The organism is Nocardioides sp. CF8 (assembly GCF_000389985.1).
Taxonomy (GTDB): Bacteria; Actinomycetota; Actinomycetes; order Propionibacteriales; family Nocardioidaceae; genus Nocardioides; species Nocardioides allogilvus.
The window spans coordinates 3156065-3177365 of the sequence record NZ_CM001852.1; the positions used below are offsets into that span (position 1 = coordinate 3156065).

The 21301-nt window shown below is 71.4% G+C and carries 22 protein-coding genes; 9 read left to right on the forward strand and 13 right to left on the reverse strand.

What is annotated here, in order from left to right:
* The first annotated feature begins 31 nt into the window (after positions 1-31).
* From CF8_RS15420 to CF8_RS21115, 3 genes are read left to right on the forward strand one after another with little or no spacing between them, the layout of a single operon-like run.
* A complete protein-coding gene (locus tag CF8_RS15420) occupies positions 32-1138 on the forward strand; it encodes an ATP-dependent DNA ligase (protein ID WP_010834036.1) in 1107 nt (368 codons plus the stop codon).
* Complete coding sequence (locus CF8_RS15425; protein ID WP_051204233.1) at positions 1131-1691, forward strand: hypothetical protein; 561 nt, start codon at positions 1131-1133, stop codon at positions 1689-1691. Before CF8_RS15420 ends, CF8_RS15425 begins: the two co-directional genes overlap by 8 nt.
* A 17-nt stretch (positions 1692-1708) precedes the next feature.
* Positions 1709-4366, forward strand: a complete 2658-nt coding sequence (locus tag CF8_RS21115; RefSeq protein WP_010834038.1) for a stealth conserved region 3 domain-containing protein — start codon at positions 1709-1711, stop codon at positions 4364-4366.
* Here the strand turns inward: CF8_RS21115 and CF8_RS15435 are convergent.
* From CF8_RS15435 to CF8_RS15465, 7 genes are all read right to left on the reverse strand, one after another.
* The gene (locus CF8_RS15435; RefSeq protein WP_010834039.1) at positions 4335-5843 is read right to left on the reverse strand and encodes a DUF4082 domain-containing protein; all 1509 of its coding nucleotides are present in this window, start codon (positions 5841-5843) and stop codon (positions 4335-4337) included. The two genes, CF8_RS21115 and CF8_RS15435, sit on opposite strands and share 32 nt — an antisense overlap.
* 360 nt (positions 5844-6203) lie before the next feature.
* Positions 6204-7220 carry a sulfotransferase family protein gene (locus CF8_RS15440; RefSeq protein ID WP_010834040.1) on the reverse strand — a complete coding sequence of 339 codons (1017 nt, stop codon included), beginning with the start codon at positions 7218-7220 and terminating at the stop codon, positions 6204-6206.
* A gap of 10 nt (positions 7221-7230) precedes the next feature.
* Positions 7231-7770: a mycothiol transferase gene (locus tag CF8_RS15445; protein WP_010834041.1), complete on the reverse strand. Its 540-nt coding sequence runs from the start codon at positions 7768-7770 to the stop codon at positions 7231-7233.
* Positions 7760-8842 (reverse strand): DNA polymerase domain-containing protein, encoded by a 1083-nt coding sequence (locus CF8_RS15450; protein WP_010834042.1) that lies wholly within the window; start codon positions 8840-8842, stop codon positions 7760-7762. Before CF8_RS15450 ends, CF8_RS15445 begins: the two co-directional genes overlap by 11 nt.
* 19 nt (positions 8843-8861) lie before the next feature.
* Complete coding sequence (locus CF8_RS15455; RefSeq protein ID WP_198016857.1) at positions 8862-9023, reverse strand: hypothetical protein; 162 nt, start codon at positions 9021-9023, stop codon at positions 8862-8864.
* Entirely contained in the window at positions 9020-9583 is a 564-nt protein-coding gene (locus CF8_RS15460) for a hypothetical protein (RefSeq protein WP_198016858.1), read from the reverse strand. The genes CF8_RS15455 and CF8_RS15460 overlap by 4 nt, the downstream gene beginning before the upstream one ends.
* A 202-nt stretch (positions 9584-9785) precedes the next feature.
* Positions 9786-10796 (reverse strand): NADP-dependent oxidoreductase, encoded by a 1011-nt coding sequence (locus CF8_RS15465; protein ID WP_010834044.1) that lies wholly within the window; start codon positions 10794-10796, stop codon positions 9786-9788.
* A gap of 49 nt (positions 10797-10845) precedes the next feature.
* Here CF8_RS15465 and msrB point away from each other — a divergent pair, with 49 nt between their 5' ends.
* Positions 10846-11253, forward strand: coding sequence for a peptide-methionine (R)-S-oxide reductase MsrB (gene msrB / locus CF8_RS15470; RefSeq protein ID WP_010834045.1), 408 nt, complete (start codon positions 10846-10848; stop codon positions 11251-11253).
* Here the strand turns inward: msrB and CF8_RS21120 are convergent.
* From CF8_RS21120 to hemG, 4 genes are all read right to left on the reverse strand, one after another.
* Positions 11222-12124 (reverse strand): hypothetical protein, encoded by a 903-nt coding sequence (locus CF8_RS21120; RefSeq protein ID WP_010834046.1) that lies wholly within the window; start codon positions 12122-12124, stop codon positions 11222-11224. The genes msrB and CF8_RS21120 overlap by 32 nt on opposite strands.
* Positions 12124-13023 (reverse strand): hypothetical protein, encoded by a 900-nt coding sequence (locus CF8_RS21125; protein ID WP_051204234.1) that lies wholly within the window; start codon positions 13021-13023, stop codon positions 12124-12126. The genes CF8_RS21120 and CF8_RS21125 overlap by 1 nt, the downstream gene beginning before the upstream one ends.
* Before the next feature lie 89 nt (positions 13024-13112).
* Complete coding sequence (hemQ, locus tag CF8_RS15485; protein ID WP_010834048.1) at positions 13113-13811, reverse strand: hydrogen peroxide-dependent heme synthase; 699 nt, start codon at positions 13809-13811, stop codon at positions 13113-13115.
* Positions 13812-13816: 5 nt separating this feature from the next.
* A complete protein-coding gene (hemG, locus tag CF8_RS15490; RefSeq protein WP_198016859.1) occupies positions 13817-15148 on the reverse strand; it encodes a protoporphyrinogen oxidase in 1332 nt (443 codons plus the stop codon).
* Positions 15149-15328: 180 nt separating this feature from the next.
* On the opposite strand from hemG, the gene CF8_RS21130 reads away from it, so the two are divergent.
* On the forward strand, positions 15329-16246 hold the full coding sequence (locus CF8_RS21130; RefSeq protein WP_010834049.1) for a DUF4349 domain-containing protein: 918 nt from the start codon (positions 15329-15331) through the stop codon (positions 16244-16246).
* Between the two features lie 58 nt (positions 16247-16304).
* Positions 16305-17258, forward strand: a complete 954-nt coding sequence (locus CF8_RS15500; RefSeq protein WP_010834050.1) for an NYN domain-containing protein — start codon at positions 16305-16307, stop codon at positions 17256-17258.
* Positions 17259-17263: 5 nt separating this feature from the next.
* Here CF8_RS15500 and CF8_RS15505 read toward each other — a convergent pair whose 3' ends face one another.
* Complete coding sequence (locus tag CF8_RS15505) at positions 17264-17863, reverse strand: TetR/AcrR family transcriptional regulator (RefSeq protein ID WP_010834051.1); 600 nt, start codon at positions 17861-17863, stop codon at positions 17264-17266.
* 133 nt (positions 17864-17996) lie between these two features.
* On the opposite strand from CF8_RS15505, the gene CF8_RS15510 reads away from it, so the two are divergent.
* The gene (locus CF8_RS15510; RefSeq protein WP_036491204.1) at positions 17997-18797 is read left to right on the forward strand and encodes an ABC transporter ATP-binding protein; all 801 of its coding nucleotides are present in this window, start codon (positions 17997-17999) and stop codon (positions 18795-18797) included.
* The gene (locus CF8_RS15515; RefSeq protein ID WP_010834053.1) at positions 18794-19552 is read left to right on the forward strand and encodes an ABC transporter permease; all 759 of its coding nucleotides are present in this window, start codon (positions 18794-18796) and stop codon (positions 19550-19552) included. The genes CF8_RS15510 and CF8_RS15515 overlap by 4 nt, the downstream gene beginning before the upstream one ends.
* Before the next feature lie 3 nt (positions 19553-19555).
* On the opposite strand, the gene hemE is transcribed toward CF8_RS15515, so the two are convergent.
* Positions 19556-20611 carry a uroporphyrinogen decarboxylase gene (hemE, locus tag CF8_RS15520; RefSeq protein ID WP_051204236.1) on the reverse strand — a complete coding sequence of 352 codons (1056 nt, stop codon included), beginning with the start codon at positions 20609-20611 and terminating at the stop codon, positions 19556-19558.
* A 71-nt stretch (positions 20612-20682) separates the two neighbouring features.
* On the opposite strand from hemE, the gene CF8_RS15525 reads away from it, so the two are divergent.
* Positions 20683-21300, forward strand: coding sequence for a DUF3000 domain-containing protein (locus CF8_RS15525; protein ID WP_036491206.1), 618 nt, complete (start codon positions 20683-20685; stop codon positions 21298-21300).
* The last annotated feature ends 1 nt before the right edge of the window (position 21301 follow it).

Genomic DNA, 21301 nt, shown 5'->3' on the forward strand with positions numbered 1-21301 from the left:
GCCACGCGTCGACGGGACTAGGGTCGAGCACGTGGACCTGCCCGTGATGCCACCCGTCCAGCCGATGCTCGCCAAGTCCGTCAAGGGCGTGCCCACCTCCGGCGACTACTCCTTCGAGCCGAAGTGGGACGGCTTCCGCTGCCTGGTCTTCCGCGACGGCGACGAGGTCGAGCTCACCAGCCGCAACACCAAGCCGCTGACGCGCTACTTCCCCGAGGTCGTGGCCGCGATCAAGGAGCAGCTCCCCGAGCGGATCGTGCTCGACGGCGAGCTCTTCGTCGCGATCGATGACCGCCTCGAGTTCGAGGTGCTGCAGGAGCGCATCCACCCGGCCAAGAGCCGCGTCGACATGCTCGCGGAGAAGACGCCCGCGGGCTTCGTCGCCTTCGACCTGCTCGCACTCGGCGACCAGTCCTTCCTCGACCGGCCCTTCGAGGAGCGGCGACAGGCGATGACCGAGGCGCTGCACGGACTGACCGGCCCGTGCTTCCTGACCCGGACGACCCGCGATCCGCAGGAGGCCGAGCAGTGGTTCGAGGACTTCGAGGGCGCCGGGCTCGACGGTGTCATGGCGAAGCCCCTGCGGGCGCCGTACGAACCGAATGCCCGCACGATGTTGAAGATCAAGCACGAGCGCACCGCCGATGTCGTCGTCGCGGGCTACCGCGAGCACAAGACCTCCACGCCCGAGAAGCCCCTGCTCGGCAGCCTCCTCCTCGGGTTGTACGCCGATGGCGAGCTGCAGCACATCGGCGTCAGCGCGAGCTTCACGGCGGCCCGGCGGGCCGAGCTGATCGAGGAGCTGCAGCCGCTGGTGTGCCCGATCGAGGAGCACCCGTGGGGCAGGTGGAGCGAGTTCCTCACCGCCAATCCCGACCGCGTCCCGGGCACCCAGAGCCGCTGGAGCGCGGGCAAGGACCTCGGCTTCACGCCGCTGCGCCCCGAGCGCGTGCTGGAGGTGAAGTACGACCACATGGAGGGCCGGCGCTTCCGCCACACCGCCCAGTTCAAGCGCTGGCGCGACGACCGCGACCCGGAGTCGTGCGGCTACGAACAGCTCGAGGAGCCGGTGAGCTATGACCTCGCTAGAGTCTTGAGTGGGGCCGACAATGGAGCAAGGGGCGATGACAATGAGTGACAACATCAACGATGGCGTCGGCACCTACGACGTGGTCCTGCTGGTCGAGGCAGCCATGTCCGCGGGTGACGCGACGCAGGTGCGTTCGCTGCACAGCGACATCGAGGACCAGGTCGTCTACCACGTCCTCCTCCCCCTCGAGGACGCGTCGGCGCGGATCGAGGCCTCGCTCGGCACGCTCGGCGCGGGCGACGTGATGGCCGCGCCGGCGATGGTGATGAGCGACGTCGATCTCGAGGCGGTGCGCGAGGAGTGTCGCGACCGCTCCGCGAAGGACCTCGCCACCACCCTCAAGTCGATCGAGACCGCAGGGGGCCGGGCCACCGGCGCCGTGACCTCCGAGCCGCCGGTCGACGCGCTGGTCGCCAAGGTGAGCGAGGTCGACGCCCGTGAGGTGATCGTGCTGACGCGACCCCACCTCGTCGCCGAGTTCTTCCACGTCGACTGGACCTCCCGCGCGCGCCGCAAGCTCGGCGTCCCTGTGCTGCACCTGCTCGAGCAGGAGAACTTCGACGAGCAGGCCGGCGGCGGCGAGGGCGTCTCCGGATTCTGACGCCCTAGGGTTGCGGCGTGAAGTTCGCCCTGCGCCGCTCCAGCCGCCTGTCGGTGGCGTTCCTCGTGTTCAACCTGGACGGCATGGGCGGTACGTCGAGGTCGGCCATCACGCAGGCCAACGCGCTCGCGCGACGGGGGAACGTCGACGTACGCCTCGTCTCCGTCACCCGCAGCGCCGACTCCCCGCACTACCCGGTCGACCCCGCGGTCGGGGTCGACCACCTGGTCGACGCCCGGGGTGACGACCCCCGCGCCAAGCGCCCCTCGCGCCTGGTCCCGAAGCGGTGGGACGGGCAGTTCTCCGAGCTGACCGACCACGCGATGGCCGCGCTGGCCGACCTGGACGTCGACCTCGTCGTCACCGTCACGCCGGCCCTGATGGCCGCGGCCGTCCAGCTCCTGCCGGCCGGCACGAAGGTGCTCCACCAGGAGCACCGCTCCTCGGCCGACCGCGTCGGCGGCATGGAGCCGCTGCTCGCCTTCGCGCCCCGCGTCGCCGCGGTCGCACTGCTCACGCGCTCGGCCGCCGACTGGTTGGGCGCCGAGCTCGGCACCGTCGCCCCCGAGCTCGTCGTCATGCCCAACCCGCTGCCCGTGGCCACGCAGCCCCGCTCCGACCTGACGTCGCGGACGATCGTCACGGCCGGCCGGATCGTGCCGGAGAAGCAGTTCATCCACCTGCTGCGTGCCTTCGAGCAGGTCGCGGGCGATCTCCCCGGCTGGCGGCTGCGCATCCTCGGCGACGGACCGCTGCGACCCGAGCTCATCGCACACGCCGCCAAGGCCGGCCTCGCCGACCGGGTCGAGCTCCCCGGCGCCGTCGCGGACATGGCACCCGAATGGGCGCAGGCAGCGATCTGCGCGATGTCGTCGAAGACCGAGGGCTTCCCGCTCGTCGCCCAGGAGGCGATGTCGGCGGGCGTCCCCGTCGTCACCTACGACTGCCCCTCCGGCCCGCGCGAGCTCGTCGAGCACGACGTGAGCGGGCTCCTCGTCGGCGCCGGCGCCAAGGCCGGGCTCGCTGCCGCGCTGCACTCCCTGGCCAGCGACCCCGCTCTGCTGGCACGCCTCGGCGAGGGCGCGCTCGCGGCCTCCCGGCGCTACGACGCCGAGGCGATCGCCGCGCAGTGGGAGACGCTGTTCACCCGACTCGTCGGGGCCGAGGTCGCCGCACCCACCCCCGCGGCCCCGTTCACGCGCGAGGGGGTGCCGGTCAAGGTGCCGGCGATCACCCCGATCGAGGCCCGCGCGGAGGCGCTCCGCCTGGCGATCGGCGCCGCGGAGGGCGCCGGCGAGGGCTGGTTCGTCATCCCGACCCACGACCGCCCCGCGCCGACCGTCGTCGTCCCGGCGCCCCACCGGTCCGCGGTCCTGGCCGCGCTCGCCGAGGTGCCCGACCACTTCTCGCTGCTCGACCCCGGCGATCGCGGCTGGCCCGTGCGCCGCCTGCCTGCTCGTGACCTCGTCGCCGTACTCCACAACGCGGCGCCCAACCGGCTCGTGCTCGAGCCCTGGCCGCGCAGCGAGGGCCGGCGCTCCTTCCTCGGCGAGGACGCCGGGGTCGAGATCGAGTTCTGGGACCGGCTCCCCGACGGCACCCTCGTCGCCCCGCGGCCCAACCGCTGGACACAGCAGGTCCCGCCGGGCACGCCCACCACGCAGGTCGCCGTCGCGGGTGTCACCGTGCCGACGCTGCAGCTGATGGCGGCGCCGACCCCCTTCGACGTGGCCTTCCCGATCGACGCGGTCTACACCTGGGTCGACGGCGACGACCCCGAGTGGAACGCAGCTCGCGTCGCCCGCGAGTGCGCCGATGCCCGCAAGGAGTCCGCCGGACAGGCGAGGTTCCGCAGTCGCGACGAGCTGCGCTACTCGCTGCGCAGCCTCCACCTCTTCGCACCGTGGGTGCGCCAGGTCTTCGTGGTCACCGCCGGCCAGCGCCCGGGTTGGTTGAAGGACGACCCGCGCATCACGCTGGTCGACCACCGCGACATCCTCCCGGCCGACGCATTGCCTACCTTCAACTCGCAGGCGATCGAGACCTCGCTGCACAAGATCGCCGGCCTGGCCGAGCACTTCGTCTACGTCAACGACGACGTCTTCCTCGGGCGACCGACGCGACCCGAGCAGTTCTTCTCCCCCGGCGGTGCGGCCGCGGCCTTCGTCGGCACCACCCCGATCGGGCTCCCGGGAGCCGCCGACAAGCCGTTCCTGACCGCCGCCGCCAACAACCGGGCCCTCCTCGAGGAGGCGTTCGGCGTCGAGATCACCCAGGTCATGGCGCACTCGCCCCACCCCCAGCGGGTCTCGGTGCTCACCGAGATCGAGGAGCGCTTCCCCGAGGCGTTGGCGCGTACGGCGCGCGCCCCCTTCCGCAGTCGCAGCGACGTCTCACTGCTGTCCAGCTTGGCGCAGCACTACGGCCTGCTCACCGGTCGCGCCTTCGCAGCCACCGCCGGGCACGCCTTCGTCGACCTCAGCAACGCGCGCGTCGAGCGGCAGCTCAAGCAGCTGCGGGCCCGCGACCACGACTTCTTCTGCGTCGGTGACCACCACGACTTCGCGGTCGACGCGGAGGCGGTCGACGCGATGCTCGCGGACTTCCTCGAGGACTACTTCCCGCTCGCCGCCCCCTGGGAGCTCACGGGCACGGGACGACCGGGTCGCCGTTGAGGTAGGTGTTGCCGGTCTGCACCGCGGGCTTCGCGTCGGCGGCCTCGGCCATGCACAGGCCCCACCGGAACGCCCCGCCCACGCGGTTGTCGGTGAGCACGACGCCGTCGTCGTTCGCGTCGCCGAGCATGATGTTGAAGGCGCCCCCGAGGAGCCAGTTGTCCACGACGCGGCTGTTGGCATAGCCGCCGTTGTCGTTCTCGAAGAACACCGGGGCGTTGTAGCCCTCCTGGTAGGCACCGAGGTCGAAGTTGTTGCACTCGATCAGCACACCGGTGGCGCCGCGGACCTGGATGCCGTCGTAGTGCGCGCCCTGCGGCACGGTCACGTCATGGATCCAGTTGCCCCGCATCGTGAACCCCTGGATGTAGGAGCCGTTGTCGCTGGTGACGTGAAAGGTGTCGCCCTCGAAGCCACCACCCAGGTCGGTCCGCTCGACGAGCATGCCCGAGCCGGAGGACGACCAGATGTGCGGAATCGTGGAGTCCGCGATCCGGGTGTTGTCGGCGTAGGTGCCGACGGACCCGGTGGCGTGGACGTTGCGGACGGTGACGTTGTCCGCGTTGATGACGAGTGGACCGTTGATCATCACGTTCTCGATCACCGCGCCGGGCGTGCTGACCCAGGTGGGACCGTTGTAGGCCGCGAGCGTGCCCGTGTGGCCGGTGTTGCCGGCGTCGGGCCGCACGCACTGGGCCGTGGAGGTCTGCGGCTGGCTCGGTGTCGCGGTCGCGGTCGGTGACGTCGTCGCAGTGGGGCTTGACGGCGCCGTGGGTGACGAGGTCGTGGTCGGGGTGGGCGTCGAGGTCGCCGTGGGCGACGTCGTGGCGGTGGGCGCGGGGGTCGGCGTCGAGGTCTTCGTGGTCGCCTTGCGCGGCCTGAAGACGACGTCCACGAAGTAGTTCGACTCGTTCACCGTGCGCGTGGGACGGCCGGTGCCGGCGAGGTAGGTGCCGCGGAAGGCCGTGAGGTCCTTGGTGGAGACGGTCCTGCCGCCGCCCAGGCTGTCCCGGTCGATCGCGTGGCGACCGTTCGGGGCCCGGTAGGAGGCGATGTAGCGGACGCCGGGGCGGATCTTCACGGGCTTGGTGAACCGCGCGGTCCGCCAGCCACGGGTCGTGGTGTGGGTGAACTTCACCGAGGCGAGCAGGCCGCCCCGGGGTCCCCAGAGCTGACCGAGGTGCTGGCCGGAGTTGGCCGCCGTGCCGTAGTACTGGATCGCGTTGACCACGCCGCCGGTGTCGCTGGCGAACTCGACACCGAGCGTCACGCTCGAGGGGTCATCCACGGCGGGCACCGGGGGCTCGACCGAGTCGGACCAGATGCCATAGTTGCTCGTGGCCGAGACGGGCGCCAGCGAGCCGGCGCCTCCCAGGACGAGCGGCAGGCCGGCGACGACGCTGAAGGCGAGGGCGCCGACGAGGACCTTGAGCAGGTGTGGGCGCAGGACTTTTCGATGGGTTGCGAGGGGTGACATGGAAGCTCCAGATTCCCGAGGAGTACGTGCGGGAGGCTTGTCGCACACAGGCCCCCCGGCCGTTCACTTCTCACGCCACTCGGGCGCTCGACCCACGTCCTCGCCGACCACGGTTCCCCATCGGGATCCCTGGCCGGACGCCGCCAACCTCCCAGTCCGACGGCACCGCAGAACGAGTGCAGTCCGGGGAGGCTAACAAGCCGGCACAGGGGTCCTCAATCCGTGCTACTCCGGGGACACCACGAAGCGGACCTGCTGTCTCGGATCCAAGCCTCAACGACCCCAGTCGTCGACAGCGACACCACCGGCCACGCCCGCCACCGGAAAATCGTGACCGGAGTCACGCACATCTGGGGGACGTCAGCGACGCCAGAACGGCTTGCGCTCGCTGGTCTCGGCCCTCGCCGCCGCCAGCTCGAGTCGCAGCTCGTCGAGCTGCGCATCCTTCTTGCGGCGTACGTCGCGGCGCCCCGCGGCCACGCGCGCGGTGGTCGCGTCCATCGCGATCGCCTGGGCGAAGTCGAACAGCTCGACGTACTCCTCCTGCAGCCCGGTCAGGTCGGCGATCGCCGCCTCGTCGTGAGGTGACTCGACCAGGGTGTTCATCGCCTGCCAGGTGCGCTCGGCGAGGTCGCGCAGCTGGGCGGGCACCGCGATGTCGTCCCAGGAGATGGCCGACCGGTTGAGCTTGGCATCGATGAAGTCGTCGACCTCGTGCGGCGCCTCGGTCCGCAGGTCGGCGTTGTAGGTCAGCCCCGCCTGCGTCCCGGCGCGGTGCAGGGCCGTGCGCCAGTCGGCCAGCAGGTCGGCGTACCGCACGAAGGCGCGGTCGAGCGAGCGCGTCGAGCGCTCGGTCTCGAAGGCGGCGTTGACCCAGGCGGCGATGTTGGCGGTCTCGCGCTGGCGGCGGAAGGTCGGTGTCTGCTCGGTGAGGTAGGCGGAGTCGCGCGAGCGCACCACCTCGGTGGGGTGCCGCAGCATCGTCAGCGTGCTCACGGAGGCGCCGAGCTCGGCGGCGACGCGGGTCCACACGGGCAGGATCCAGAAGGCACGCGGGTCCTTGACCAGGATCTGCTCGGCGTCGAGCTGGCCGCCCAGCCACTCGCGCAGCTCGGCCTCGACCTCGGGGCGGCTGCCCGCCTCGGCGGCGATCGCACCGGCGGTGGGGCGGGTGTCGATGGTGCGCACCGGCACCGGGTTGAGCACGCGCTTGTGGAACTCCGTCACCCACTCGGGCTCGTAGTAGCCGCGCGGGTTCTTCTCGTCCGCGGGCACCTCCGGCTGGGGGACGTGCAGGCCCAGGCGCTTGAGCGCGCCCGCGACGCTGGACGTGCCGGACCGGCCGGAACCGGTGACGAGGAGAAGGTGGGGACTCACGCAGGCGAGGCTAGTCGCCCGCGAGCTCCGCGACGATGTCGAGGTGCCCGGCGTGGCGGGCGTACTCCGCCAGCACGTGGAAGCAGATCCACTCGAGCGTCGGCGGGTCGTCGTCGAAGCGCCCCCCGGGCGCGGCGATCGCGTCCAGCGGGACGTCGCGGAGGGTGCCGCGAGTGCGCTCGGCGACCACGTCGAGCCGGGCCGCCAGCGACTCGGCGGTCTCGTCGTCGGCCACGGCCCACCGGGCGGTCGACACCGTGGTCGGGTCGTCGGCGTCCCAGTCGCCCCACGGCTCGTCGACCTGCTCGCCCAGGTAGCCCCAGACGAACCAGCGCTGCTCCATGTGCAGCACGTGGCTCAGCAGCTCCAGCGGTGTCCACGCCGAGGGCACCTGCGAGGTCCGCTGGTCGGCGTACGACATCGACAGGACCTTGTCCACGAGGTCGCCGCGCGCCCAGTCGAGGTAGCCGATCCAGCGCTCCGCCCCGGCCGGCCCGTCCTTCGGGGGCTCGCCGGCGAAGCGCGCGACGCGGTTGTCGTCAGTCGGCAATGCGGTTGCCGTCCTCGTCCCAGTGGGCGGCGACCTTCTTCGACGGCTGGACGCGCGGCGGCTCGCCGGGCATCTTCGGGTGGTCGGGCGGGTAGTTCAGCTCGACCGGGTTGGCGTCCCACAGGTCCAGCAACGGCTGGAGCGAGAAGTGCTCGTCGTCGATCGTCTCCCACGGGTCGCCGTCGTTGGCGAGCCGCGACGGGACAGTGAAGAGGTTGAGCCCGCTCGGCGAGGTCAGCGTCGCCAGCTCGTCCCACGACACCGGCGTCGAGACCGGCGCGCCCGGCAGCGGCCGCAGGGAGTAGGCCGAGGCGATGGTCCGGTCGCGGGTGTTCTGGTTGAAGTCGACGAAGATCCGCTCCCCGCGCTCCTCCTTCCACCATGCCGTCGTCACGCCGGAGTCGCGCTTCTCCAGCTCGCGGCCGAAGGCGATCGCCGCGTGGCGTACGGCGCTGAACTCCCAGCGAGGCTCGATCCGGACATAGACGTGGATGCCCCGGTTGCCCGACGTCTTCGCATAGCCGGTCATCCCGAGGTCGGCCAGCAGCTCGCGCGCGGCACCGGCCACGCGGACCGCGTCGGCGAAGTCGGTCCCGGGCTGCGGGTCGAGGTCGATCCGCAGTTCGTCGGGGTGGTCGACGTCGTCGCGGCGAACCGGCCAGGGGTGGAAGGTGAGGGTGCCCATGTGGGCACACCAGACCGGCACCGCGATCTCCGTCGGGCAGATCTCCTCCGCCGTACGCCCCGAGGGGAAGGTGATCTCCACCGACTCGAGATAGTCGGGAGCACCCTTCGGCACGCGCTTCTGGTAGAACGCGTCGGCGTCCTTGTCCATCGGCCCGGTGGCCAGCTTCATCCCCGGGCGCACGCCGGAAGTCCACCGCTCCAGCGCCGTCGGCCGGTCCCGCAGCGCGCGCATGAGCCCCTCCTGCACGGACGTGAAGTACTCCGCCACCATCACCTTGGTGACCTCGGGAGTCATGTCGGTCGCCTCGTAGATCACGCGGTCGGGCGACGAGACGCGGACCTCACGGTCGCCGGCCTGCACCATCACCGGCTTCGCTGCTGCCATGTCGGTCAGGCTAGCGGGCTCAGTCGACCGGTTGCAGGATCGAGGTAACCTCGACCACGCCCTCGCCGTACTCCGCGTCCACCCAGCGCTGGTAGCGCCCGTCGTCGTGGAAGACCGTCAGCTCCACCTGGTTGTCGGGGTTGCCGGAACCGACCTGGAGCATCCCCGGCAGGCCGATCAACGACTGCTGGATGCGCTCGAGGTCGGCGTGCGAGTGCTCGACCTCAGTGACGCAGAGCATCCCGCCCCACACCTCGCGCAGTGCGCGCTCGGCACCCGCCGGGTCGCCAGCGACGTAGACGTCACCACGGTCTCGGCCGGGTCCCGCGGCCCCGGGGCACCCTCCACCGTGCTGACGGCGGTCAGCGCATGGTCGGGCAGGTCCTCGGCCACACTCGACAAGCTCGTCAGCTGCTCCCGGGTCGCGCGGGCCGGGTCCTCGACCTGCCAGCCTCCTGCCGGCTCGGGGCACGGGATCGAGAAGTCCGGCGTGTACGGCGACGACGACGGCGGGTCGACATCGGTCGGCTCGAACGACTCACCGTCGAACGTGCCCGTCAGCAGGAACGAGCCCCAGCGCACACCGTTCGACTCCTCGAAGGCGCCCGCGTGCTCGGTCCAGTCCCAGCCCGGCACGGCAGCGTCCGAGCAGTCAGGCGGGCCACCGAAGGAATAGGAGCCGAAACAGAGCTGTGGACCCGACCCGTCGTCACTGACCACGACCGGCTGCCGGGTGGTCACGATGCCAGCCGCCCCCGGCACAGCCGTCGGCCGCTCCACCGGGCCCGCGTCCGCCACTGACCGCTGGTCACCACAGCCGACGGCCGCGAACAGCACCGCAATCCAGCACGTCGTCGCCGCGAGTCGTCGGACCATCCGCTGATCGTGCCCGCTCGCGGCCGGAAGACCGAGCGCCGTGGCCGAACCGTGACCTGGCGGCGCCTCAGACCTTGATCACGAGCTTGCCGAAGTTCTCGCCGCGCAGCATCCCGGCGAAGGCGGCGGGCGCGTTCTCCAGCCCCTCGACGACGTCCTCGCGGTAGCGCACCCGGCCGCTGCCGACCCACTCCCCCATGTCGCGGACGAAGTCGCGGCCGTGGCTGCGGGTGAACTCGGACTGGATGAAGCCGCGGATCGTCAGGCTCCGGGTGAGGACCTGCCCCATGAGGCCGGCCAGCTGGTCCGGCCCCTCCGGCGGTGCCGTCAGGTTGTAGTTGGCGACCAGCCCGCAGACCGGGATCCGTGCGTAGGTGTTGAGGCGTCGCCGTACGGCGTCGAAGACCCTGCCGCCGACGTTCTCGAAGTAGACGTCGATGCCGTCTGGGGTCGCTGCCTTCAACTGGTCGACGAAGTCGGGGGCACGGTGATCGAGCGCCGCGTCGAAGCCGAACTCGTCGGTGAGGGCGCGCACCTTGTCCGGCCCGCCGGCGATGCCCACCGCCCGGGCCCCCTTGATGCGGGCGATCTGGCCGACTGCGCTGCCGACCGGTCCGGTGGCCGCGGCCACGACGACGGTCTCACCCTCCTGCGGGCGGCCGATCTCGAGGAGACCGGCGTAGGCGGTGAAGCCCGGCATGCCCAGCACACCCAGGGCGGTCGTGACGGGGGCGACCGACGGGTCGAGCTTGCGGACCTGGTTGCCCTCGGCGATCGCGGCCGTCTGCCAGCCGGAATAGGACAGCACGACGTCACCCGGCGACAGGCCCTCGAAGCGGGACTCGACCACCTCACCGACGGTCCCACCCACCATGACGTCACCGATCTCGACCGGATCAGCGTAGGACTTCGCGGTGCTCAGGCGACCGCGCATGTAGGGATCGAGCGAGAGGTAGCGGATCGCGAGCGCCACCTGGCCGTCCTGCAGGTCGGGCAGGGCCTCGGTGACCGTGCTGAAGGTGCTGGCGTCGGGTTCACCGACGGGCCGCTGGGCCAGGCGGATCTGGGTGGTGTCCATCCCGACAGCGTGCCAGCCGGCCCATGGACAGGGGAGTAACTTGGTCTGCATGGCCTACGAGGTGGAGAAGACCGACGAGCAGTGGCGAGCCGAGCTCAGCCCCGAGGAATACGCCGTGCTGCGGCAGGCCGGCACGGAAGCCGCCTTCAAGGGCACCTACACGGACACCGAGACCGAGGGCACCTACTCGTGCAAGGCCTGCGGCCACGAGCTCTTCACGAGCACCACGAAGTTCCACTCCGGCTGCGGCTGGCCGAGCTTCTACCAGCCGCTGAGCGACACGATCGAGTACATCAAGGACACCTCCCACGGCATGGACCGGGTCGAGGTGCGCTGCGCCAACTGCGGCTCACACCTGGGGCACGTCTTCCCCGACGGCTACGGCACGCCCACCGGCGACCGCTACTGCATCAACTCGATCTCGCTCAACCTGAAACCTGCCGCAGAGCAGAGCTGATCTCGACCACGCCGGAGCCGAACTCCCGGTCGACCCAGGCCTGGATCGAACCGTCGTCGTAGATCACCATCTGCTCGACCTTGTTGTTGACCGATCCATAGCCCCCGTCGAGGAAGCCCGGCAGGTCCCTCAGGTCCTCGGCGGCACGGCGGAGCTCGGCCTCGGTGTTCGCCACCTGGTAGACGCACAGCGGCCCACCCCAGACAGGGCGCAGCTCGGCCTCGGCCGCCGCGACGTCGCCGGTCACGCCCACATTGACGATGGTGAAGGCCGGGTCGTTCATGGCCTGCTCGATCTCGAGCGAGGCCTCGCCGTCGAGGAAGTCCTGCCAGCGCGGATTGATCGACTGGTCCACCCACACCAGTCCGTGATCGGGGCGGACGGCCGCAGCCCGCATCAGCTTGCCGCGCGCCGTGTCCGAGGTCGTGGCGTGGTCGAGGACGGTCCAGCCGCCGGCGGGTTCGGAGCACGGCGTCCTCTCAGGCATCTGCATCTCGGGCACCTCGCCGCCGGCGACCACCTCCGTGGGCGTGAACGCCGTGCCGTCCCAGTCGCCGACGAGGGTGAACTCGCCCCACCGCACGCCGTCGGCTTCCTCGTAGGCACCCGCGTGATCAGCCCAGGTCCAGTCGAGCACCGGCGGTCCGCTGCACTGGGGCGGCAGTGACTCCGCCACCCCACCGAGGCAGAGCTCGGGGCCGTCACCGTCATCGAGGACGGTCGTGCGCCAGGTCGTCACCGGCCCGGTCGCGGCCAGCACCTCGGTCGGTCGCACCGGCGGGGAGGCGACAGGAGCAACCTTGTCGCCGCACCCGGCCACCAGCGCGGCCATGACGCACACGAGCACCGTCCCCCGCACGGTGCTGGCCATCAGCTGGCCGGGAGCAGGGACGAGCTGATCTCGACCCGGCCCTCGCCGTACGTCGAGTCGGCCCACTCCTGGAGCGAGCCGTCGTCGAAGAGCACGCCGATCTGCACGACGTCGTCGGCGGCCGAGGACGAGATGACGCCGGGCAGCTTCTGCAGCTCCATCGCCAGCTCGTTGAGCTCGGTCTCCGTGTACGCCGCCTCGCTGACGCACAGGGCGCCACCCCACGTCTCACGGAGCTTGGCGTCGGCGCCCGCGACGTCCTCGGTGACGGCGACGTTGATGATCACCTTGCTCAGGTCCATGACGCCGTTCTCGACGCCGGGGTCGAGGGGCTGGTCGATCCAGGATCCGGCGTAGCCGGGCAGCGCGGACGCCGCGGCGAAGGTCGCGTCCATCGCCTCCTGGCTGGTCTTCGCCGGGTCCACGACGCCCCAGCCCTCGGCGGGCGCCGGGCACGGTGTGTCGAGCTCCGGCTCGGGCGCCTGGCTCATCGGGTCGTAGAGCGCTGCGGGCGTCGCCTCGGTGACCGCGAACGTGGTGCCGTCGAAGGTTCCGGTGAGGGCGAAGGAGCCCCACTTCGTCCCGGCCTGGTCCTCGTGCTCGGGGTGGGCGGCCCAGTCCCAGCCGGCGATCGGGGGGCCCGAGCACTGCGGCGGCAGCGACTCGGCCACGGCCGTGCAGAGCTCGGGACCGTCGCCGTCGTCGAGCACGGTGACGAGGCCGTCGGTGCTGACGGTGCCGCTCGCGGCCGGCACGGCGGTCGGGAACTCACCCGGCTCAGCGGCCGCAGCGGTGTCGGAACCGGCGGCGGGGTCGACGCCCCGCATCTCGTCCTCGGTGCTGCAGGCGGCCGTGGACAGGGCGAGCAGCGCGGCGAGCGCGACGACGGTGCGTGTCATGGGAGTACGACGATCGGTGCGCATCGCTGGTTCCTTCGTGCCGAGGGACGTGACGCGTCCACTATGCCGGGTCCCCGGCCGACCGTGCGTCAGGGCAGACGGGCGACCAGCTCCGCGGGCGAGACCCGCGAGCCGGTGTAGAACGGCACCTCGTCGCGCACGTGGCGACGGGTCTCGGAGCCGCGCAGGTGGCGCATCAGGTCGACGATCCGGTACAGCTCGTCGGCCTCGAAGGCCAGCATCCACTCGTAGTCACCGAGCGCGAAGGACGCGACCGTGTTGGCGCGGACGTCGGGGTAGTCGCGGGCCATCTTGCCGTGCTCGGCGAGCATCGCGCGGCGCTCGCCGTCGTCGAGGAGGTACCACTCGTAGGAGCGCACGAAGGGATAGACGCAGACGTGCGCCTTCGTCTCCTCGTCGGCCAGGAAGGCGGGGATGTGCGACTTGTTGAACTCCGCGGGACGGTGCAGCGCCATCTGCGACCAGACGGGCTCCAGCCGCGCGCCGAAGGTCGTGCGGCGGAACGTGTTGTAGGCCGACTGCAGCATCTCGCTGTCCTCGGCGTGCCACCAGACCATCAGGTCGGCGTCGGCGCGCAGGCCGCTGACGTCGTAGAGCCCGCGCACCACGATGTCCTCCTCGGCCTGCGACGCGAAGAGCGCCTCCACCTCGGACGCCTCGGTGTCGCGGTCGGCGGCGCCGAGCACGTCGCGCAGCTTGAAGACCGACCACATCGTGTAGCGGATGGTGTCGTTGAGCTCTCGTGCCTTCGCTGCCTTCGTCGCCATACGGCTCATTCTGCCCGGGCGACCTCGGCGGCCGCACGATGGGCTGACCCGATCACCGCGGGGATGCCCACTCCGTCACACCAGGCGCCGCAGACGGCCAGGCCGGGCGGCAGCGAGGAGCGCACGCGCGCGACCAGGTCGAGGTGGCCGACGGCGTACTGCGGCAGGCCTCCGCCCCACCGCTGCACGTGCGTGTCGATGGGTACGGCGACGACGCCGGCCAGCTCCGCGAGCTCGGCCAGCGAGCGCGCGACCAGCTCGTCGTCGGTCGCCTGCAGGGTCGTCTCCTCCCCCACGCGACCCAGTGAGGTCCGCAGGATCGCGACCTCGCCGCCGGCCTCGTGCACCCAGTCCCACTTGGCGAAGGAGAAGGTGCTGGCCTTGATCCCGCGCTGCTCGACCGGCGGCACCAGGAAGCCCGACCGGTCACCAAGGTGCGTGACGGCCTCGCACGGGAGGGCGAGCGTCACGACAGCCACGCTGGCGGACTCGATGCGCGCGACGCCGACGGCGGCCTCGGGCGCGACCCCGGCCAGCAGCCTGGCCGTGGATGCAGCCGGTGTCGCCAGCACGACGTGCCGCGCGAGCACGGTCTCGGGTGCGTGCGTCGAGCCGACGGTCAGGGCCCAGCCGTCGCCGGCGCGGCGCAGCTCACGCACGGTGGAGTCGAGGCGGACGTCGAGACCGGCGGCGACCGCGGCCGGGAGCAGACCCATCCCGCCCGGCAGCCCGGCGAAGACGGGGACGTCGCTGCGCGGGAACCCGGCTGCCTGGTCCAGCAGCGAGCCACGCCGAGCCATCGCCAGCAGCTGTGGGACCGCTGCCGCGGCCGAGATGCGGTGGGCCCGTCCGGCATAGACACCGCCCAGCAGCGGCTCGACGAGGCGGTCGACGACCTCGTCACCGAGCCTGGTCGCCACGAGCTCGCCGACGCTGACGTCGTCGTCGAAGGCCACCGCGGTCTCGGCGCGCACGCGGGCCAGGCCGGACCCGGACAGCACCCCTGACGCCGCCAGCTCGTCGAGGTCGAAGGGCACGCCCATCAGCGATCGCGGCATCGGCCGCAGCTCGCCGCGCGAGTAGATCCGCGAGGTCGCGGTCGTCGGGTGCACCACGTCGAGGCCGAGGTCGCGCGCCAGTGCCACGCCCTCGGGCCGGCGGTTGAGCATCGCCTCGGCGCCGACGTCGACGAGGACCCCGGCCACCGACTCGCGTCGCAGCTTGCCGCCGATCCGGGGCGAGCCCTCGAGCACCAGCACTTCGTGGGTGGCCGCGAGATCGCGGGCCGCGGTCAGGCCGGCGATGCCCGCTCCGACCACCACGACGTCATGCCTCACGCGGGCAACTCTGGCACGACCGGGTCCGCCGCCCCCGTCACGGTTCGGTCACGGCAGTCCTCCGCAGGGAACCGGCTGCCCGATCGACGGCGTCCGACGCTCATGACAACACTCACGCGGAACCAGCCGCGCTCCCCGCGCAACCGGCGCCGGAAGGCCGGGCTCATCGCAGCAGTCACCATGACGGCGACCCTCATGACCGGCCTCGCCGCCTGCTCGTCCGGCGGCCAGAGCGACGCCGGCTACGCGGACCGCGAGTCGACCTCCGCCGCGGGCGCGGGCTCCGACGGTGCGGGCAGCGACAGCCGGGCCGCCGAGCTCGACAGGCAGTACTCCGGCGACGCTGCCACCGGCGACGCCGTCACCGGCACCTCGGCCAGCAAGGCGCGACAGCCCGCGATCGAGCGCCACGTCATCTCGAACGGCACCGTGTCGCTGGTGAGCGCCGACGTGGCGAAGGCCCGCCGCGACGTCCAGCGCATCGTGGACGCCCAGCAAGGAACGGTCTCCGAGGAGAACACCCAGACCGACGACGAGGGCACGGCGACGTACGCACGACTCGTCATCCGGGTGCCGTCGAGCTCCTTCGCGGCGACGATGCTGGAGCTGGAGAAGGCGGCCGAGCTGCGCCAGTCGCAGCTCTCGAGCGAGGACGTCACGACCCAGGTCATCGACACCGACGTGCGGGTGCGCGCCCAGGAGAGCAGCCTGCGGCGGGGCGAGCAGCTGCTCGCACGGGCCAGCTCGCTCAAGGACATCATCTGGATCGAGTCGCAGCTGACGCGTCGTCAGGCCGAGCTCGACTCGCTGAAGTCGCAGCAGGCCTGGCTCTCCGACCAGACCAGCGACTCGACGATCACCATCGACATCGAGCGCAAGCACGCCGCCGAGGAGGAGAAGGAGGACGGCGACGCCGGCTTCCTCACCGGGCTCAGGAGCGGCATGTCGGCGCTCGGCGAGTTCGCGACGGCGATGGCCACCATCACCGGCGCCCTGCTGCCGTTCGCGATCGTGCTGGCGATCTTCGGGCTGCCCGTGTGGTTGTTCGTACGCCGCAGCGCCCGCCGTCGTACGGCGAAGGAACCCGCCACGCCGTGACGCCCCCGACGACGTGGCTGCGTCCTCGACGACCGAGCGGCGCGGCTATGGTCGATGCATGGAAGCCGACCTCCACGGAGGCACCCGGATCGCCGTCCTCATCGACGCCGACAACACGTCCCCCAAGTACGCCGAGGCGCTGCTGGAGGAGGTCGCGAAATATGGCACGCCCACGATCAAGCGGGCGTACGGCGACTTCTCCCACCAACGACTGGCCGGCTGGTCCCGCGAGCTCAACGCCCGCGCGATCCGCTCGATGCACCAGATCGCCTTCACCACCGGCAAGAACTCCACCGACTCGGCGCTGATCATCGACGCGATGGACCTGCTCTACGCCGACAACGTCGAGGCGTTCGCCATCGTCAGCAGCGACAGCGACTTCACCAGCCTGGCGCTGCGGCTGCGCGAGTCCGGCAAGAAGGTCTACGGCCTCGGCCGCAAGACCACGCCGTCGTCGCTGCAGAACGCCTGCGACCGGTTCATCGCGCTCGAGGTGCTGATGACGGAGTCCCAGCCGGACGAGGAGGCCGAAGAGCCCGAGGAGAAGGGCCGGTCCGGCGACGAGAAGTCGGGCGACGAGTCGCCGTCGCTCAACCTCCAGAGCGCGCTGACCAAGGCGATCAACGCGATGGCCGACGAGGACGGCTGGGTGACGGTGTCGCAGATCGGCAACCACCTCACCCGCACCCACGCGTCCTTCGACCCGCGCAACTTCGGGCACAGCAAGCTGACCGCCCTCGTGCAGGCGCAGCCCTACCTCGAGACCCGCGGCGACGCGAAGCGCCTCGAGGTGCGGCTCAAGGCACCGCGCAAGGCCGCCGCCGAGCCGAAGAAGGCGACCAGGGCGCCGAGGAAGGCCGCCGCGAAGGCACCCGAGAAGACGCCGGCCAAGACGTCCGCGAAGACCCCGGCCGTCGAGGCGACGCCTGAGGTCGAGCCGCCGGCGAAGCCCACGGTGAAGGTGACCACCCGGACCCGCACCGCGCGCAAGACGACGACCCCGAAGGGCTGAGCCCCTCAGTCCTTCGTGGGCCGGGTGACGGCTGCGACCAGGTCGGCGACGACGACGCGGGCCTGGTCGTCGATCGTCTCCCGCGGCAGGGCGCGCAACGGGCCGCGCGAGGTCAGCGTCGCGAAGCCGTGCACCCCCGACCAGCAGGTCATGGCGGCGTCACCGACCCGGTCGGCGGCGAGCCTCCCCTCGGCCACGAGCGCCTCGAGCGACTCCTCCAGCAGGGTGTACGGCGACTGCCCGCCCGCCTGCACCTTCTCCCCCATCGCGAAGAAGGCGACGTCGAACCAGCCCGGCTCGTCGAGGGCGAACGCGATGTAGCCCTCGCCCACCGCCGTCAGCAGCGCCGTCCCGTCGTCCGCGTCCGCCTGCCGGGCCGCGATGGTGGCGGCCATCTCGTCGAGCACCGAGACCGCGACCGCTGACACGAACGCGTCCCGGTCGGCGAAGTGCCGGTAGGCCGCCCGCGCCGTGACGCCCACCTGCCTGGTCGCCTCGCGGATGCCGATCGCGTCGGCCCCGTCGACGCGCGCCAGCTCGCGGGCGACCCGCACCAGCTCCTCGCGCAGGTTGCCGTGGTGATAGCTCGCTCTTGCCGTGGTCATGGCCGAAGTCTACACTGACGACATTGATGTACTCGGTGTGGACATGCCGGGTGCGACAGCGGACAGGAACTGTCCTGCATCGCCGAGACACTCGAGACATCGAACAGTCACCACAGACCAGAAGGAGACACCCATGACACTCGCTGTCGAGGCCATCGCCCTCGCCAAGCGCTACCGCGGCAAGGGTGGTGAGGTCGACGCCGTGCGCGGCATCGACCTGGCCATCCCGACCGGTTCGGTGTTCGGCTTCCTCGGGCCCAACGGCGCCGGGAAGTCCACCACCGTGCGGATGCTGACCACGCTGATGACCATCAGCGCGGGCTCCGCGCGGGTGGCCGGCATCGACGTCGCGGCGGATCCCGACGCCGTACGCCGCCGTATCGGTGTCGCACTCCAGGAGGCCGGGCTCGACCCGCGCCAGACCGGCCGCGAGCTGCTTCGGCTGCAGTGCCGGCTCTACGGCATGTCGCAGGCCGAGGCCGCGGAGCGGACCGAGGAGCTGCTGCGCCTCGTCGAGCTCGAGGACTCGGCCGATCGCAACGTCAAGGGCTACTCCGGCGGCATGAAGCGGCGCCTCGACCTCGCGTCGGCGCTCGTGCACCGACCGGAGGTGCTCTTCCTCGACGAGCCGACGACCGGCCTCGACCCGGCCAGCCGGCTGACGATCTGGGAGGAGGTGCGGCGCATCAACGAGCAGGGCACGACCGTCTTCCTCACCACGCAGTACCTCGAGGAGGCCGACCAGCTCTGCGACGAGGTCGCGATCATCGACGACGGCCTCATCGTGCGGCAGGGCTCCCCCGCCGCGCTCAAGGACGAGCTGGCACGCCGTCGCGGTGACGGTTCCGTGCCCACGCTCGACGACGTGTTCCTGGACGCCACCGGTCGCAGCCGGGCCCGGGTGGCAGGCGACGTACAGGAGGTCCAGGCATGAGTGACACCACCGTTCTCGGCGGGCGGGCCGTGCGCGAGTCGCTGCGCACCCCCGACGCCCTGATCCCGACCATCTTCATCCCGCTGTTCTTCCTGGTGGTCAACACCGGGCAGGTCTCGAAGATCTTCCAGGCCGACACCACGGCCTTCCTGCAGGGGCAGGGCTATGCCGCGTTCCAGCTGCCGACGTCCCTGCTGCTGGCCGCGTCGTTCGGCAGCTCCGCGCTGTTCCTGGTCGAGGAGATCGAGGGCGGCTACTTCGACAAGCTGCGCGCGGCCCCGATCTCGCGGGTCTCGATCGTCTTCGGCCGGCTCTGGTCCGAGGGCATCAAGAGCCTCGCACTGACGGCGCTGATGGTGCTCGTGGCGCTGCCGTTCGGCGTCCGGGTCGCGAGCGGCGTCGCCGGCTTCGCGGTCCTGCTGGTGCTGATCGCACTGTGGGCGGTGGTCTTCAGCGGCTTCATGCAGCTGATCGCGCTCAAGAGCCGCAGCGCGGCCGCGACCCAGGCCGGCGGCATGGCGTTCTTCCCGCTGCTGTTCATCACGCCCAACTTCGTGCCCCGCGACCAGCTCAGCCGGCTGATGGAGATCGCGGCGTCGTTCAACCCGGTCACCTACCTCATGGAGGCGGCCCGGTCGCTGGTGCTCGACCCGACGTTCCAGTGGGCCGTGCTCGGCAAGGGGTTCGTGGTCGTCGCGCTGGCCATGGCCGTGATGGTGGCGCTGACCGTGCGGGCGATCAACGACTACGAGTGAGGCTCAGACCGGGTAGGCCTGCACGAACTCCGTGAGTGCCTTGAGCTGACCCGGATCGGTCGACGGGATGACCCCGTGACCCAGATTGAAGATGTGACCCTTGGCGGCCCGGCCCGCGTCGATGATCTCGGCGGCCCGGGCCGTCATCACGTCGGTCGGTGCGAAGACCAGCGTCGGGTCGAGGTTGCCCTGCACGGCGCGGTCACCCACACGGGCAATGCCGTCCGCCAGCGGTGTGCGCCAGTCGATGCCGACGACGTCGGCGCCCGCCTCGGCCATCAGCCCCAGCAGGTTGGTGGTGCCGACCCCGAAGTGGATGCGGGGCACGCCGAGCTCGCCGGCCGCGGCCAGCACGCGCGCGGAGTGCGGCATGACGTGCTCGGAGTAGTCGCCGGGGGTGAGCGCACCGGCCCACGAGTCGAAGAGCTGTACGGCGCTGGCGCCGGCCTGGACCTGGATGCGGAGGTAGTCCGCGGCGATGCCGGCGATCTTGCGCATCAGCGCGTCCCAGACGTCGGGGGCGCCGAACATCAGCGCCTTGGTCTTCGCGTGCTCCTTCGAGGGCCCGCCCTCGACGAGGTAGGACGCGACCGTGAACGGCGCGCCCGCGAAGCCGATCAGCGGCGTGCTGCCGAGCTCGGCGACGAGCTGCTGCACGGCCTGGGTGATGAAGGGGACGTGGTCGGGCGTGAGGTCGGGAATCGCCTCGACGTCGGCCAGGGTGCGCACCGGGGAGGCCACGACGGGGCCGATCCCGGGCTTGATGTCGAGGTCGACGCCCACCGCCTTGAGCGGCAGCACGATGTCGGAGAAGAAGATGGCCGCGTCGACGCCGTAGCGGCGGACCGGCTGCAGGGTGATCTCGGTGACGAGGTCGGCGTCCATGCAGGACTCCAGCATCCCGACGCCCTCGCGGATCTTCAGGTATTCGGGCAGCGACCGGCCTGCCTGCCGCATGAACCACACGGGCGTGTGGCTCGGGGTCTCGCCACGGGCCGCGGCCAGGAAGGCGCTGCCGGCGAGCCCGCCGTCTGACTGGGTGTCGGTGGAGGCTGTCACGGAGGAATCTTCGCAGGTCAGGCGGCGTGGCGGCACATCGCCACCGGCCGCCACTGACCTACTGTGGAGCCATGGTGGCGCGTCAAGAGACGCACTCGGAGTCGAGTGCTGGGCCTGCGGAGTTCCGCGCGGCGGTCGCCAGCATGCGCGCAGCAGCCCTGCGGCCCGAGGTTTTCTGCGAGGAGATGCCGGCCCCGCAGCGCATCGCGCCCTATTCCTCCGCCCTGTCCGCCGACGTCACGCTCGACGACGTCGACCTCGGCACCGGCCGGATCATCCTGCTCCACGACCCCGCCGGCAACGAGGCCTGGAACGGCACCTTCCGGTGCGTGGTCTATGCCCGCGCCGAGATCGACCCCGACCTGATCTCCGACCCGATGCTGGCGGCGGTGGGCTGGTCGTGGCTGAGCGAGGCGCTCGAGGCCCATGGCGCGGTCTACGCCGAGATGTCCGGGACGGTCACGAGCGTGGCCACCGAGAGCTTCGGCGGCATGGCCGACGAGGAGGGCACCGCCCAGATCGAGGTCCGCGCCTCCTGGACCCCCGTGGCCACCGACGAGGACAAGCCGCTCGACCTCGGCCCCCACGTCGAGGCGTGGGCCGAGCTGTTGTGCACCTCGGCCGGGCTCCCGCCCGTCCCCGAGGGCGTCACGGCGATCCCGAGCCGGCGCGGTCAGCGCGGCTCGTGAC

What these genes read in the sequence shown, in the direction of transcription:
- CF8_RS15425 (WP_051204233.1), top strand. Translation starts at nt 1,131, where the DNA reads ATGAGTGACAACATCAACGATGGCGTCGGCACCTACGACGTGGTCCTG.
- CF8_RS15435 (WP_010834039.1), bottom strand. Translation starts at nt 5,843, where the DNA reads ATGTCACCCCTCGCAACCCATCGAAAAGTCCTGCGCCCACACCTGCTC.
- CF8_RS15450 (WP_010834042.1), bottom strand. Translation starts at nt 8,842, where the DNA reads ATGGCAGCAGCGAAGCCGGTGATGGTGCAGGCCGGCGACCGTGAGGTC.
- CF8_RS15465 (WP_010834044.1), bottom strand. Translation starts at nt 10,796, where the DNA reads ATGGACACCACCCAGATCCGCCTGGCCCAGCGGCCCGTCGGTGAACCC.
- msrB (WP_010834045.1), top strand. Translation starts at nt 10,846, where the DNA reads ATGGCCTACGAGGTGGAGAAGACCGACGAGCAGTGGCGAGCCGAGCTC.
- CF8_RS21120 (WP_010834046.1), bottom strand. Translation starts at nt 12,124, where the DNA reads ATGGCCAGCACCGTGCGGGGGACGGTGCTCGTGTGCGTCATGGCCGCG.
- CF8_RS21125 (WP_051204234.1), bottom strand. Translation starts at nt 13,023, where the DNA reads ATGACACGCACCGTCGTCGCGCTCGCCGCGCTGCTCGCCCTGTCCACG.
- hemQ (WP_010834048.1), bottom strand. Translation starts at nt 13,811, where the DNA reads ATGGCGACGAAGGCAGCGAAGGCACGAGAGCTCAACGACACCATCCGC.
- CF8_RS21130 (WP_010834049.1), top strand. Translation starts at nt 15,329, where the DNA reads ATGACGGCGACCCTCATGACCGGCCTCGCCGCCTGCTCGTCCGGCGGC.
- CF8_RS15500 (WP_010834050.1), top strand. Translation starts at nt 16,305, where the DNA reads ATGGAAGCCGACCTCCACGGAGGCACCCGGATCGCCGTCCTCATCGAC.
- CF8_RS15505 (WP_010834051.1), bottom strand. Translation starts at nt 17,863, where the DNA reads ATGACCACGGCAAGAGCGAGCTATCACCACGGCAACCTGCGCGAGGAG.
- CF8_RS15510 (WP_036491204.1), top strand. Translation starts at nt 17,997, where the DNA reads ATGACACTCGCTGTCGAGGCCATCGCCCTCGCCAAGCGCTACCGCGGC.
- CF8_RS15515 (WP_010834053.1), top strand. Translation starts at nt 18,794, where the DNA reads ATGAGTGACACCACCGTTCTCGGCGGGCGGGCCGTGCGCGAGTCGCTG.
- CF8_RS15525 (WP_036491206.1), top strand. Translation starts at nt 20,683, where the DNA reads ATGGTGGCGCGTCAAGAGACGCACTCGGAGTCGAGTGCTGGGCCTGCG.